Source organism: Paenibacillus sp. S150 (assembly GCF_019352175.1).
In the GTDB taxonomy this organism is placed as follows: domain Bacteria; phylum Bacillota; class Bacilli; order Paenibacillales; family Paenibacillaceae; genus Paenibacillus_AQ.
This window is the reverse complement of record NZ_JACBYI010000001.1, coordinates 330,983-346,162: the sequence shown is the minus strand read 5'-3', so window position 1 is coordinate 346,162 and position 15,180 is coordinate 330,983. Positions and strand designations below refer to the sequence as shown.

Genomic DNA, 15,180 nt, shown 5'->3' with positions numbered 1-15,180 from the left:
GTATAGAGAAAGCGCCGCAGGGGGAAATTATCAGCGACAACTCACATAAGGGGGCAAAACATCTTGAATAAGCTGATCACAAGCCTGGCCTGCGGCACCATTTTATCCATGAGCCTGCTCGGCGCAGGAGATGCATCCGCCGCTTCCGGCACAGCCGGAATGGGCGGCACAGCACCGGTGTATAACGGCTCTTCCACGAATGACCGGATGAGCAACTTGGGCGGTACCGGCACCCGGATGATGAACGAGCAGGGCAACACCATGCTGAACAACACCACCGGCACTATGCGTGGCAATGACACCATCATGAGAGACAAGGTCCGTACCGGAGACAACAGCACCGTTTCTCCACTGTCCAACACAACGCCTACCGGCAGATACCGGGCCACCAGCACAACTACGAATACCGATGGCAACGGCTCGAACTGGGGCTGGCTCGGATTGATTGGACTGCTTGGTCTGGCCGGCATGAGAAGCAGAAGCGGCGAACGCGAACGCTAATCGTCGAATTCCGCAAACGGCCCGCATCGGCTCCGGCTGATCGGGCTTTTTTTTATGAAGAGAAAATGGGAATTGTGATTGCGTATCCCCAGGATACATGCTATTATATTTCTTGTCGCGTTAACAACGCTCAACCATGCCGGGGTGGCGGAATAGGCAGACGCACAGGACTTAAAATCCTGCGGTACGTGAGTACCGTACGGGTTCGACCCCCGTCCTCGGCATCCTTGATTTATAAGGGTTTTTTCCGAAAAACCTTGGTTTTTGAAACAGCTTAGGAGAGAACTTTTTATCGAGTTCTCTCCTGCAGTTCTCTCCTTTTTCCGAAGGAGAGAACGAGGAGAAGATCGCATGACTCTCATGAAATATTGAGGGTGGTGCGATCTTTTTTTATTAAAAGACCAAAATACCACTCATTGTTGATGCCGAAGACACTTTGGAACTGTACTCAAGATGAGAATAAATGTTGGCCGTTGTAGAATAGTTGCTGTGCCCCAGCCATTCCTGAATTTCTTTCATACTGACTCCATTAGCGAGTAGGAGGCTTGCACAACTATGACGCAGGTCGTGATAGCGAATATGACGAAGACCATTTTTTTTAAGAGTTCTAGTGAAGTTCTGTGTGATATAGCCCGGTTTAATTCGTTGTCCCAACTTATCCAGATAGATATACTCCTCGAAATCAGTGCAGTAGGATTTACCACATATGGCTTTATTGAGAGCTTGAATCTCACGAATACGCAACAGTAATTCCTCAAAGGCTGGCACAAGAGGTAAGGTGCGGCGGCTCGGTTTGTTTTTAGCCCGATCTTTTTCAATGATGTGTTCTTGACCTTCAAAATAAACCGGAGTTACAGTATGCCTAATACTAATCGTTTTGTTTTCAAAATTTATAGCTGTCCATTTCAATCCAACCACTTCACTTCGCCGCAATCCATAAAAAGCTGCAAGAATGACTGCTAGCTCTATCAGTTCACCTTTTACCTTTTCAAACAGAATATTAGTTTCCTGCTTATTGTAGAAACTGCCGACAAAATCATTCTTCTTAGGTCGTTCAATTTTATCTGCTGGATTGGTGTAAATTAAATCATTTTTGAGTGCATGCTTTAGTGCTTTCCGAATATTAGCGTGATAGTGGAGAACCGTATTTGTCGTCACACCATTTTCGTCAAGCTCGTACTGATAATAATCTTGAATGTGACATGGTAATAGCTCTTTGAGAAAAAGCCCTTTTTCTTCAAAGTAAGGTACAATATGATTAGTAATGACGTTGTGATACGAAGCGTAAGTGATAAATTCAACTTGGTGTTTCATCATTGCAAGCCACTGAAGCATGAAGTCAGAAAATAGTGGTCCCTGATCAACCGGCTCTTCAGCTGGTTTTTCTTCGATAATTTCTTCAACTATTGATTCTTCCTTAGCAGCATTTAAAAGAAGAGTAAATTCCCTCCTTGTCTCTAATAGCAATGCTTCTGCTCTTTTTTTGTTTCCTTTTACCATAAGGCCAGTTGGAATCCACTTTGGTTTTCTCTTACCTTCTTCATTCTTGCAATTCAGGACAATATAAAAAAGACCTTTCTTTTCTTGTAGGTGGCCTGCTACCATGAATATTCCTCCTTCATAGCAGCCCGCATTGATCCTACCATTGACGCCTTAATTATAGCACGTATGGAAATGTCGATTCAATGCGGTAAAGCATCGAAGTGAGGGTGATCGAAATTGAAAGTGAACAAATTAAGATACAATAAGATATTTATTTTTGGGATTTTATACATCCGACCGATTTTGAAATGACTGATTTTATTTTCTTGGAGTAATTTATAAGCAGTTTTGCTGCTTATACCTCCGAGCATTTCACACATCTCCTCAATATTGACGACATCTGGATAATCTTGAAACAACAAATCATAAGCTTTTTGTTGATTGATTGTAGTTGGAGAAAAATGATTCATTCTTTAAACCTCCACCTTATATCCAAATGGAAGAACTTTTTGCATGAAATCACTTAACTAATTGTTATAAGAATTATTTCAAACTGTCGTTGGTTAATCGACATCATAGCTCTGCTATAAAACAGAGACTCCCCCTCATCCGAGCAGGCTGCCCCCAATACAGTTACGTTGGCCAGGCAGAAGTATCATTATTACTCTTGCGAGTCATCGCGAATCAATTCACCGTAAATTGATTTAAGCCAGAAATTAATCGCTCAGCCTTATGAACATAGTAGGTGTCATGGCGTTTCTGCTATGTCGCTTTCCGCTTTACGGATACAAGAGTAAAGTATTTGAAATATTCTTTTATAAAATTTTCAATGTACATTTGAGGTGAAGATATGTTCACCTTATATTATAAAATGAGCGAATAAACTAAAAAGGCAACTCAATTGCCAAAATTATTTATCAATATAGCGAAGAAGATCAAAGCGTCTTACAGCCATAATAAATTCTATAGTTAATTGTTGCTTGCAATCCTCACTGAACACTCCATTATGCCAAGATAATTTATTTATTAATCCTTCATACCTATTGATAAGCTCTATTTCTGCAAGTTTATCACCAGATTGGGACATTTCCAGGAGCTCCAGCACTTCTCTCATTGTTGTTCCTCCTTTTAGTGAACTTTTTTCAAAATTCAATAAAAGAGATGGGGGGCTACGAATTGAGGACATTGAAATACCTTAGGTTATGAATCCAAACTATCTTTTATTTTTTTTAATAGTTTATTCTTGGATTTTGTTATGGCTTGTCTACTGACTCCCAATAATTTTGCAACCTCTCGATCCGGTTTTTCCTCATGAAACTTTAAGAAAAGGAGTCTTTTTTCGAAGGGACTTAATGTAGGAACAACTTTAAATAATGATTCTTTCTCATCGATAATAGCGAAGTCATTATGTTCAACGTTAAGCTGTCTTAGTGCCCCCTCCTTTAATACTTCTAATGACTCTATGCGATGCATTTCTTGATCATGCAGTTTAAAAAAGTTGCGACTCATAAATGTCATACATGATTTCACATAGCTACTGAAAGCCATTTCAACTGACGAATTAAGGTCTTTATTTGATTTAATTTTCATTATTTTACCTCCTTTCTTTTTAAATGGAGAAAATTGGTGAAAAATGCTACCTTCATATGAAAATGTAAAATATATTTTTTGAATATAAAAAGAATAGTGTATTCATGTTATAGTAAGAGATTTAAATATTTGAGTCCTTAATCTCCTGCCGCTGCTCAGCCAAAGAGGAGTGGCGCTGGTCAATGCTTCGCCGCTTTCCATGGGACTGAGTAGCCGGAAGAAAGCAGACTCGCATCCGCAAGCCGTGAACTGAAGCTTGCTTGCCGGAAAGCCACAGAATACTGTGCTGTTCAAAGTGCTGATAACGCGAGTTGGCTGTCCCGTATTTAACGGAGCATGAGGCCATACCGACTAGGCTGGTCAGTACGGCCAATCCGGACATTTCAATAAAACCGATTAGATCGGTGAACCACGGATAGAGGGCCGCTTAAGACAGTACTAGAAATTCTGGAACCGGTCCATAATGTATCCTGGGTGAGCGAACGGCCGGCCGGATACAACGGGCTATTGTTCAAAGTGAGGGAGCGTTACCCTATCATGAAACTGAAATGGGGATTACAGTGTGACCATAAATCTCTTATGGGCCACAAATGCTGCAGAGTACCGTTTGTATGAGAAAAGAGTTATGGTGGATACGCTGTCGCTGATTGAAGCGACACCGACCGCATAAAAAGCTGTCACGAAGATTTCCGGGAAGGAAAAGGGCTATATGAAAACCGCACCGTACTGGTTAAAGCTGCAGGCGAGACAACCAGTGAGACGATCATAGTTACGGTGAAATAAGGACCCGGTAGAGATTACTCAAAGCAACGTTACTCCTTTATTACTCCTTGTACAGCTTGCGATAGGTTTCCGGCGTCATGCCTTCCTTCTGGCGGAACGTTGACACGAAGTGGCTTGGGTCGCGAAATCCCACCGCTTCGCCGATGCGCCGAATGGTCCAGTCCGGGCGGTAAGGCAGCCACTCCTTGGCTTTTCGTATGCGCAGTTGAATCAGATACGAGTATGCTGTCTGACCGAACAACTCGCGGAATTTTTCGTTCAACTGTCGTACGCCGATGCCAAGCTGTTCTGCCATATGCGGGAGTCCGATCTCTGGATTGGCAAATTCCTGTTCCAACCAGTTAAGCAGAACCTGAACTCGTTCAAGCCGTTTGGAGAAGGAATGTCGGTTGTCGGTACGGGCATTAGTCCGAAGCAACGTCAGAAATTGATACAAGTCCGCCGATAGCTGCCAGCCCGTAGAATCGCTTCCGGATTCTGCAAGGTTTAGCATAGTTATCAGATAATCTGAAATCCGGTTATTGTTTTCTTCCCAATGAAAACGTTCAGCGTTGTTCCAACCAAATGCCTGAACGATACTATCCGCCATACTTCCGTGAAACGTAATGTAGGCGGTATGCCAACCGCCACCGGCCGCTTCATATCGGTGGGGCATCCCGGGTGCAAGTAGAATGCCGGAATGCTTTTCCATTTTCCAGCTCCGGTCGTTCGCCCAAAGCTGTCCTTCCCCTTCCAGCGTTTGAAGCCAATGAAAATAAGGATATCCGTTCATCCGGTTCCAAGCATCCTGTTCGGTGAGTATTCCAATAGTTTCCAGTTGCAGGGGCAACAATTCTGCTGGGAAAGCAGGCACGACACGACGATTCATAAAGTCCTCCATATTTTTATATATTACAACACTTATTTTATATGGGATCAAGCAATACGACAGATTAAAATAAAGTGTGTTAATGCATTTTTATCATATAAGGAGCGCTGAGGCAATATGATTAATTCCAATAAATCGAAGATTTGGTACGGCGGGGACTATAATCCGGAACAATGGGACAAGGCGGTCTGGGACGAGGATCTGCGGTTGTTCAAGCTTGCTGGCATCGATGTCGTAACCCTTAATGTATTCGGCTGGGCGAAAAATCAGCCTGATGAAGATACTTACGATTTCGGCTGGCTTGATGAAGTGATGGATAAACTCGATGCAGATGGAGTGGGTGTCTGTCTCGGAACAAGTACGGCGGCACATCCGGCCTGGATGGCTCGTAAATATCCGGATGTGCTGCAAGTGGATTTCAATGGCCATAAACGCAAATTTGGCGGGCGCCACAACTTCTGCCCGAACAGTCCGACCTACCGCAAGTACGCTGTGCGTATGGCGGAGAAGCTTTCCGAGCGGTATAAAGATCATCCATCCTTACTTGTTTGGCATATCAACAATGAATACGGCGGAGCTGGTACCTGTTATTGCGACAATTGCGAAGCGGCTTTCCGTCAATGGCTCAAAGAGCGTTACGGCACGCTGGAAGCATTAAATCACGCATGGAATACGGCGTTTTGGAGCCATATTTTTTATGATTGGGAGGATATTGTCGCGCCAAACGCACTCAGCGAGGAATGGAATGCCGCGAACGGACGAATGGGCACCTACTTTGAGAGCATCTCTCTGGATTATATGCGCTTTTACTCTGCAAGCATTTTGGAATGCTTCAAGCTTGAAGCTGAGGCGATTAAGAGATATACGCCAAATATTCCGGTGACGACGAACTTGATGGGCGCCTTCAAAAAGCTCGACTATCATCAGTGGGCGAAGCATATGGATGTCGTGTCATGGGACAACTATCCCGGACCCGATGCTCCGCCCAGCTACCCAGCCATGATGCATGATTTGATGCGAAGCTTAAAGGACGGCCAGCCGTTCATGCTGATGGAGCAAACGCCTAGCCAAGTGAACTACCATCCCGCCAATTCGCTCAAGCCTCCGGGTGCTATGCGTTTGCGAAGCTATCAGGCAGTTGCCCGCGGTGCAGATACTGTCCTGTTCTTCCAGATGCGCCGCTCGGTCGGAGCATGCGAGAAATTCCACGGCGCTGTTATTGAGCATGCCGGGCATGAGAATACCCGGGTATTTCGCGAATGCGCTGAGCTAGGCAAGGAGCTTACAGCTCTGGGAGACACCTTGCTTGATGCAAGATTTAAAGCAAAGGTCGCCATATTATTCGATTGGAATAACTGGTGGGCGGTCGAAATGACCAGTGGACCGACATTCGCCTTGAAATATGTAGACGAGGTGCATAAATATTATGCGGCGCTTTACCGTTCGGGTATCGCGGCTGACATGATTAGTGTGGAAGCTGATCTGAGCAAATACGATGTGGTTATTGCACCGGTTATGTATATGGTGAAGCAAGGAGTGGCTGATAAGCTCGAACAGTATACCACAAACGGCGGAGCGCTGATTACAACCTATTTCAGCGGAATCGTCAACGAGAACGATCAGGTTACGCTTGGCGGATACCCGGGAGAGCTTCGCAAGCTGCTTGGAATATGGGCGGAGGAAATTGATGCCTTACCTTCCGGAAGGCATAACCGTATTATTCTGACGGAAGGGGAATCTGGCGGCTTGAAGCCGGAATATGAATGTGGTATGCTCTGCGATTTGATTCACACGGAAGGTGCGGAAGTGAAGGCAGTGTACGGGGATAATTTCTACCGCGGAATGCCTGCACTTACCGTCAATAAAGTGGGTACTGGCGAAGCCTGGTATCTCGCTACAAGTCCGGAATCAGCGTTTCTTCAGGACTGGATCTCGCAGGTATGCGCATCCCGCGGTGTTATTCCGGTGGTGCCGAAAGCGGTGGAGGGTGTGGAAGCGACGATCCGTTCCAAGGACGGACAGGATTACCTGTTTGTGCTTAATCATAATGAGACCCCGCTTACCGTTGATCTGGGTACACTGACCGGCAGCAATCTACTTACCGGCCGTCCGGTACTGGATGGAAAAATAGAGCTTGCGGAGTATGACGTTCAGATTATTAAGCTGACTTAAGGGGAAATATTATTGGCTTCGCTCATTGTCATCAATGGCGGAGCCTTTTTTTCTAACCTGTGTCCATATTTCAATAAGAAAAGTACATATTGAGGATGAGTGATATCGCTTACAATCAATGTTGGAACTTGGTTCACAGGCTGAATAAAGATATGGCCAAATGTTGATACAATAAAGTGAGAGCAAGTTCTTAATGGAATCGGCCCGGCCGGAAATCAACTTCATTCAGAGGGCGTGAACATATGGCTTATTTCAAAAAAATGCCCATTGGTATACAGCTGTCCCTGCTAGTAGCATTTATTATTACAGTTATGCTCTTCATCATCTTTACCAGTTATGCCAAATCCTCAGAGGTGGTCGAAAAGAAGAACAATGAATATTTTACTGACATGATCTCGCAGATGAACCAGACGGTTTCCTCAAATACAGATACCATCAAACGGATAATACAGAATATTGCCTATAATTCTGCGATTGTGCAGGTTTATTTGACGGAGACCGATTCAACTGCTAAATATGAAAAGTATATACAGCTCAAGGGGTATATCACCGATATGATCAATTTAAAGGACGGAATTGTGGATATCGCCCTTGTTGGTACTTCAGGAACGAGATTCAACATCAGGGGGGATATCAATGAACTGCTGCCCTTTGAGAAGGAGATTCCGGACAAGCAGCTGTATTATTTCACCGGTTTGACCACATTACCCTTCAATGGCGTGAATAAGGACGTTTTCATCGCTGGCTGTCCAATTTACTCAATTACAGAGTTTGATAATAATGAGCGAATCGGTACGCTAATGCTCGTTCTGGAGGCTAAGGCGGTTCTTGGATTGCCGGCTAAAATGACCCGGTTGACGGGCAATGAAATCTACGCCTTGGACCGGAATGGCAAGGTATTCTACACCAATGATGACCTTACCGCGAGAGGGAGTTTCTACAGTGAAGCTCAGACCTACAGAGGAGATACTAAATATCTCATTCAGAATGGTGAGATTCCTGATATCGGTGGGAAAATCATTTTCAAACTGCCCAAGGACGATTTGCTCAGCGGTATAGATGAAATTCGTAAGCTTTCAGTCATCATTGTATGCATTGCCTTTCTGTTGTTGGCAGTACCCTTTTTTCTCGTTATCAGCAATATTATCCGACCGCTTAAAAAACTGATACAGTTCATGGGTGATTTCAAGCTGGGACGTTCAGGTTATTTGAACCGAAGAATCAATCTGCAGGGTTATGCGGAAATTAATCTGATGGCGAATCATTTCAATCGGATGCTGGATGAACTGCAGCTTTTAACGAATCAGTTGGTGGCAAGCAACACGCAGCTATATAAAGCGGAGCTGGTAAAAAAACAATCGGAACTAGCCTTTCTGCAGAGCCAGATTAATCCGCATTTTCTGTACAATACGCTGGAATCCATAAAAGGGATGGCAGTGGATGAAGGCTCGGACAAAATTTTTAACATGGCCCGGGCACTTGGTTTGATCTTCCGTTACAGTGTCAAAGGAACCGATGTCGTACCGCTCCGTGAAGAGCTTACGATGATTGAAAGTTATCTCTATATTCAGCAGATCCGGTTCTCAGGCCGATTTGAAGTATCCGTTTGTTTTCCAGATGAAATCTTGGCTTATAGAGTACCCAAAATGATTCTGCAGCCCCTCGTTGAGAATGCCATTGTCCACGGACTTGAAATCAAAAATGAATTCGGCTTGCTCAAACTTAAAGGAGTCCGCTCGGAGGAGACCCTTATGCTTTCTGTGAAGGATAATGGACCTGGAATTGAACCGGAGCGACTTCAATTTATTCATGAGTTTCTGTCCGACCCGGACAACATGGCAAAGTGCTCGAAGGTAGGGATCGGGCTGCTAAACGTAAATAATCGAATACGTTTAAGCTATGGGAAGGGGTATGGCATTATCGTAAAGAGCAAAGAAGGAGAAGGTACGGAAATTATCATCACGATACCGCTTGAGGAGGGCCTATGATATGTATAAAGTATTTCTTGTCGACGATGAAGAATTGGTCATCAAAAGCCTCATGGCCAGTGTGGACTGGAATGGGAATGGCTTTGAGCTAGTGGGCTACGCTTTAAGCGGAGCGGAAGCATACGACACCATTGAACAGTTGAAGCCAGATGTGGTTTTCACGGATATCCGCATGCCAGGCATGAGCGGATTGGAACTCATTAAAGAGCTGCAGAAGTTTCCGCTCCAACCTATGGTTTGTGTAATCAGCGGGTATGCAGAATTTGCCCTTGCCCAAAAAGCCATCAATTATGGGGCTTTCGGCTACTGCCTAAAGCCTTTCGACGAGACAGAGATTGCGATGTTCCTGAAGAAAGCAAGCACAGTGCTGGAAACCCGGAATATCCCGGATGAAGGAAGAATTCTGGATTATATTGAAGATGCTGGCGAAGAAGCGGTGGAATATTTAAACCGGTCACTAAAAAATGCGGGAATTGAACCACATGCCGCGGCGGGTATAAAAGTTATAGTTTCAGTCGGTAAAAGCAGGCTTCACCCGAAAGGATGCAGCGGAACGATTACGTTGCGCATTGGTTTTGGAATGTATGCCTACCTGGTTCAGATTAAGGCTGAAGAACAACTGAGTTTCGATATGCCGCCGATCATAATGGAAGGGGTTAGAGGAATTGGTGTCAGCAAGATCATTCACCAAGCTGAAGCTATCAAGTCTGCACTGGAGGAAGCTGAAATCAAAGCCTACCGTTTTTTTACATTAGGTAGCAAATATTCATTTGCACAGCGGGAAATGGAACTGACAGAAAAGCAATATGGCATGAAGGCAATGGAAGAAGCGATCACTAACAATGATAATTATGCGCTTTATGCCACATTGCAGGCAATGGAAGATCAGTTTTTGGAAGGAGAATTGCATATCAGACATGCGGTTATTGTGTATAACCAGGTGATGATGTATTTAGGCCGAAACGAAGGCGAAATATATGAGGACTACATTTTCACTTTTAGCCAGTTAGAGAGGATATTTAAGGATGTCACAGATATGCTGAAATTTCTGAAGAAAATTCTATCCGAAAAGATGAGGACAAACACTTTCGTCCAACGCCCGCACGGACATAATCGGACGTTTAACGCCATTTTTGACTATGTCAACGAGCACTTTCGTGAAGATATTTCCATCCCGTTTCTTTCAAGGCAATTTAATTTAAATGGCAACTATATAAGCCAGCTCTTCAAGAAGGAGAATGGAACCACACTAACCCAATATTTATCAAATTTGCGAATTGAATACGCTTGTGGACTGCTGGTGAATACTGATTATTCGATAAATGAAATTTCTGAAAAGGCGGGCTATACGGATTATTTCTACTTCAGCCGGCTATTCAAGCGGATGAAAGGTTTGGCGCCTAGTGCTTACCGCTCTAGGCACATCTGAAAACTGTCCTCCAAAGGACAGTTTTTTGTTTGCCAATAAGTACAAGCGATATTTTATATGTAAACATGGACTTTTGTTAGATTTTGCTTTTGGTTAATCGCTTTCATTAATAAGTAGAGTGCAAGTATCACTAAGTTGCGTGAATACACCCTTGTAGAGACGCAGTCTATAATTATGGATAGAGTCAAGAAAAAGAAAGGAAGTGAATACGGAAGAATGAGTTATTCTATCATTCTGTTGAAAAGTAGAAGTCCCTGGAGGGGGATGGAATCGCTTCCATCCATGCATACAACTCTATGCATGACATTATCCGATTTGATTGATTATCCCAATAAACAGAGGTGAAGAGAATGGCAAGCTCCGCTAAGCTTCAATATTCCGACAGTACAACTGCGCGGCGACCAAGCGGGATACTTTGGAAAGAAATAGTTAAGCATAAGTATCTATATTTGTTACTGACACCCTTGGTCATCTTTTATATTATTTTTTCCTATATTCCAATGTATGGCGTTCTTCTGGCTTTTAAAGAATTCGACTATTCCAAAGGGATTATTGGCAGTCCGTGGAATCATTTCGCCAACTTCAGTGCGGTTTTCGGAAATCCTGATTTTTGGACCGCATTCCGCAACACGATTCTGATCAGTATGGGGCGCTTAATTATCGAATTTCCGATCCCGATTGTATTGGCATTACTGCTGAACGAAATCTCGAAGGGGAGGTTGACGCGGGTATTTCAGACGGTGTTCACCTTCCCCCATTTCATAAGCTGGGTCGTTTTAAGTGGGATCATCATCGGTATCTTCAGTGATCAGGGGTTGTACAATCAGGTGCTAACGTTGTTCGGCGCTGAGAAAGCATCAGTGTTAACCAGCGGACCCGGATTTACAGTCGTTTTGTTCATTAGTAATATTTGGAAGGAAGCGGGCTGGTCTTGCATCTTGTATTTGGCGGCAATTGCAGGAATTAACCCGGAACTATATGAAGCAGTTTCTGTCGATGGGGCAAACCGATTCCAGCAGATGCGGGCAATCACTTGGCCGGTGCTCAAATCGACTGCTGCGATATTGTTAATCTTGGCCGTAGGCAACGTGATGAACGGTGGGTTTGATCAGATATTTAATCTATACAACTCGGCGGTGTATGCATATTCGGACATTATTGATACCTTTGTGTACCGAAGTGCATTTACAGATGCGACGGGGTTCGGATTCTCTACGACAGTTGGGCTATTGAAGTCTGCAATCAACTTTGCCCTGCTGTTCGGAGCTAATTATATCGTGGTCCGGTTTGGCAAAGAGGAGGGACTATAGGTGGCGAAAAAAAACAAACTCAACTGGCCAAATACGCTGATCACTCTGTTCCTTGGAATCATGGCTGTCATTGCACTCTTTCCGTTCTACCAGACGTTTATGCTATCCTTTTCAACGATATCAGACTCGGGAACAGGCAAAGTGTTCTTATTCCCGAAAACGTTTGACTTCTCGGCTTATCGATTTCTGTTTCTGGAAGGTAAAGTAATGCGCGGTCTGGGCATCTCGGTAATGGTGACGATAGGGGGGACTCTTCTCAGCATAATAATCAGCACGGCGGGGGCATATTCGCTGTCTAAGAAGTCATTGCCGGGACGCAACATTATTTTTAATGCAATCATTTTTACGATGTTTTTTTCCGGAGGACTCATTCCTTACTTTCTGACACTGCAGAAGCTGCATCTGCAGAATAATCTGCTGGTGATGATCATACCGCCGGCGGTGAATACCTTCTATTTAATCATGATGAAAAACTTCTTTAATACGGTATCGCCTTCCTTGGAGGAATCTGCAAAAATCGACGGGGCCAATGACCTTACCATTTTGTGGAGAATTGTAGTTCCGGTCTCCATGCCTATTATCGCGACAATGACGTTGTTTTACGCAGTAGACCGATGGAACGAGTGGTGGCTGCCAACTCTTTTCATTAACGATACGAAATTGTATCCGCTGCAACTGGTGTTGCGTAACGCGATCACGAATATTAGCCAGATCATTAACAGTACAGTGGGAGCGCAACTTGCGCAAGGGACACAGAATATTTACGGAGATTCAATTAAATCTGCAATGATCATCATTTCTTCCGTCCCCATTATTATGATCTACCCATTCGTGCAAAAGTATTTTGCTAAAGGGATAATGATCGGTTCTGTCAAAGGTTGAATTGGAATCCGCAATACAGTTATCCTGATCTGATATAGAGTGTGAAAACGTATGCAGTAGACTGCAGATTAGATTTCATGGAGAGAATAATATCTAAAAAAAGTTAATTTTGGCATATGCCATTATTATAAAATATTATAAAAAGGGGATAGCAGGCATGAGAAAGAATCAAAAGATTGTATCCTTGGCGTTGCTGATGCTGGCGTTAACGGCTGTATTTTCAGGCTGTAGTAGCGATGGAAAGTCAGCTAATACAACATCCACATCAGCGGAAGATACCTCCAACGGTACGAATCAGGGTACTTCGAAGCATTTGGACTTGGATGTTTCGTTCATGAATATTCAGGACGGGTTCGACGCTCCGGGAGCTGAAAACGATACAATTTTCAACGATTTGGAGAAGAAATTCAATGTGACATTGAATCCGGTTCAATTAACCTGGAACGATTATATGGAGAAGACAAAGGTATGGGCAGCCTCAGGGCAGTTACCAGATATTTTTCCGAACGTGATCGCGGTAGACAACCAAGCGTTGTATGCTTCTTGGGCGAAACAAGGCATTATAAAGCCGCTGCCGGATGATTTAAGCAAATATCCCAATATTGAACGGATTATGAATTTACCTTCTGTCACACCGCTGAAGGTAGATGGTAAGTTCTACATGATTCCAAGGATGACCTATAATGATTCAAGCGATTGGATTATGGACCGTTCGATTCTTTACCGGAAGGACTGGGCGGCGGAAGCCGGTTATACTTCCACCCCAAGCAACTTTGATGAATATGTAGCTATGATCAAGGCTGTGAAGAAGCTGCATCCCGATGCGGTGGGCGTGACTTTGGAGAATAAAGGCTATATTGATACGCAGTTTTTGGGCAGCTTTCCTGAAATGTCCAATACGAATTCCTGGACTAAAGAAGGAGATCTATGGATACCTGCTTATGCTTCGCCGCGAATCAATGAGGGACTTACGCAATTGAGAACCCTGTACAATGAAGGGTTGCTGGATAAGGACTTTGCTATCCAAAAAGCGAGCGACGGCACAACCAAGTTTTTAAACGGCAAATCGTTTGTTAATTACGGAGGTGCAATCAATACAGTTGCCAATATTGATGCATTTCATAAAGCGAATCCAGGCGTGGAAATATCCGATGCCGTTGGATTCATGAGTATCTGGCCTGCAGATGATGGTAAGCGTTATACGTTTGCGACAACTCCTTATTGGTCCGAAATATATTTCAATAACAAGATGAGCGATGAGGAATTTGACCGTGCCTTACAGTTAGTCGACTTTATGGCCTCCGAAGAGTATTCCTTGCTTGTTAAAAATGGCATTCTCGATGTGGATTACAAAATAGAGAATGACAAGGCGACCTCACTTCTCAAAAGTGATGAATCTTTGGCTACCAAATATCCGATAACTAATTCGATTAATGCGTTGGCACAGTGGCATGGAGCCTTATACAAGGCGGGCAAGACAGTGGTTAACTCCAATCCGGATATCGCCGCATGGGAAGCATTGGATCAGGAGACTTTCAATAAATTCAAAGCCGAATATACGCCTACTCCGATTAATTTCGATATTATGCTGATGTCCACTCCAGCCAAAAATAAGCTGTCCACCTCAACTCTAGTCGACGATATGGTCAACACGATTATCGGGGAGGATGATCCGGCGACGATGTGGCAAAAAGTGTTGAAAGGCTATGAATCGAAAGGTTTGAATGATGCGATTAAAGAAGTGAACGCGAAGGCTAAGGAACAGGGCCTATAGTAATTTAAAAGTATTTGGCCAGGCCCTAAAGCTAGAGGATATTTCCCCGCCGCTTTAGGGCCAAGCTATGCCGCTGAAAATTCGCAAAAAAGATCAATATCTGAACATTTTTGGGAAAATAACGAAAACAACTAGTGATACTTGGTCACTAGAATAGAAGGTGAGTATCAACATTTATGAATGCATCTAGCTGCATTTATTATGCGAATTGGAGGTAAGAGTCGGACAGGATTATTATATGACCCATTCTTCCTTCCATTACACACCGGGACTTCTTGTTTAGCACTCCCGAAATCTGACCGATTGGGAACCGATCGTGCATGCGATTTCCGAGCATGTAGCCGGTCGATCATGGCACCAGATTTGATCTTCTACGAAGAACTGTTCTAAATTTATTTTCC

12 protein-coding genes and 1 tRNA gene are annotated in these 15,180 nt (G+C 43.8%); 8 read left to right on the top strand and 5 right to left on the bottom strand.

What is annotated here, in order from left to right:
• Positions 1 to 63: 63 nt before the first annotated feature.
• Together HYD27_RS31810 and HYD27_RS01335 are read left to right on the top strand one after the other, a co-directional pair.
• The gene (locus tag HYD27_RS31810) at positions 64 to 501 is read left to right on the top strand and encodes a WGxxGxxG family protein (protein WP_228744870.1); all 438 of its coding nucleotides are present in this window, start codon (positions 64 to 66) and stop codon (positions 499 to 501) included.
• A 138-nt stretch (positions 502 to 639) separates the two neighbouring features.
• Positions 640 to 725 (top strand) — tRNA-Leu (locus tag HYD27_RS01335).
• A 169-nt stretch (positions 726 to 894) separates the two neighbouring features.
• Here the strand turns inward: HYD27_RS01335 and HYD27_RS01330 are convergent.
• The 5 genes from HYD27_RS01330 to HYD27_RS01310 form a co-directional block, all read right to left on the bottom strand.
• A complete protein-coding gene (locus HYD27_RS01330; protein WP_219210555.1) occupies positions 895 to 2,106 on the bottom strand; it encodes a tyrosine-type recombinase/integrase in 1,212 nt (403 codons plus the stop codon).
• 77 nt (positions 2,107 to 2,183) lie between these two features.
• The gene (locus HYD27_RS01325) at positions 2,184 to 2,453 is read right to left on the bottom strand and encodes a helix-turn-helix domain-containing protein (RefSeq protein ID WP_228744868.1); all 270 of its coding nucleotides are present in this window, start codon (positions 2,451 to 2,453) and stop codon (positions 2,184 to 2,186) included.
• 440 nt (positions 2,454 to 2,893) lie between these two features.
• Entirely contained in the window at positions 2,894 to 3,097 is a 204-nt protein-coding gene (locus tag HYD27_RS01320) for a helix-turn-helix domain-containing protein (RefSeq protein WP_219210553.1), read from the bottom strand.
• Positions 3,098 to 3,183: 86 nt separating this feature from the next.
• On the bottom strand, positions 3,184 to 3,573 hold the full coding sequence (locus HYD27_RS01315; RefSeq protein WP_219210551.1) for a sigma-70 RNA polymerase sigma factor region 4 domain-containing protein: 390 nt from the start codon (positions 3,571 to 3,573) through the stop codon (positions 3,184 to 3,186).
• Between the two features lie 823 nt (positions 3,574 to 4,396).
• Positions 4,397 to 5,224 (bottom strand): helix-turn-helix domain-containing protein, encoded by an 828-nt coding sequence (locus HYD27_RS01310; RefSeq protein WP_219210550.1) that lies wholly within the window; start codon positions 5,222 to 5,224, stop codon positions 4,397 to 4,399.
• 117 nt (positions 5,225 to 5,341) lie between these two features.
• On the opposite strand from HYD27_RS01310, the gene HYD27_RS01305 reads away from it, so the two are divergent.
• The 6 genes from HYD27_RS01305 (at position 5,342) to HYD27_RS01280 (ending at position 14,779) form a co-directional block, all read left to right on the top strand.
• The gene (locus HYD27_RS01305) at positions 5,342 to 7,396 is read left to right on the top strand and encodes a beta-galactosidase (RefSeq protein ID WP_219210548.1); all 2,055 of its coding nucleotides are present in this window, start codon (positions 5,342 to 5,344) and stop codon (positions 7,394 to 7,396) included.
• Positions 7,397 to 7,974: 578 nt separating this feature from the next.
• On the top strand, positions 7,975 to 9,384 hold the full coding sequence (locus HYD27_RS32590) for a sensor histidine kinase (protein ID WP_219210546.1): 1,410 nt from the start codon (positions 7,975 to 7,977) through the stop codon (positions 9,382 to 9,384).
• Between the two features lies 1 nt (position 9,385).
• Positions 9,386 to 10,813 carry a response regulator transcription factor gene (locus HYD27_RS01295; protein ID WP_219210544.1) on the top strand — a complete coding sequence of 476 codons (1,428 nt, stop codon included), beginning with the start codon at positions 9,386 to 9,388 and terminating at the stop codon, positions 10,811 to 10,813.
• Positions 10,814 to 11,163: 350 nt separating this feature from the next.
• Entirely contained in the window at positions 11,164 to 12,123 is a 960-nt protein-coding gene (locus HYD27_RS01290; protein WP_219210542.1) for an ABC transporter permease, read from the top strand.
• Entirely contained in the window at positions 12,124 to 13,005 is an 882-nt protein-coding gene (locus HYD27_RS01285; RefSeq protein ID WP_219210540.1) for a carbohydrate ABC transporter permease, read from the top strand.
• 157 nt (positions 13,006 to 13,162) lie between these two features.
• Positions 13,163 to 14,779, top strand: coding sequence for an extracellular solute-binding protein (locus tag HYD27_RS01280; RefSeq protein WP_219210538.1), 1,617 nt, complete (start codon positions 13,163 to 13,165; stop codon positions 14,777 to 14,779).
• Positions 14,780 to 15,180 lie beyond the last annotated feature (401 nt).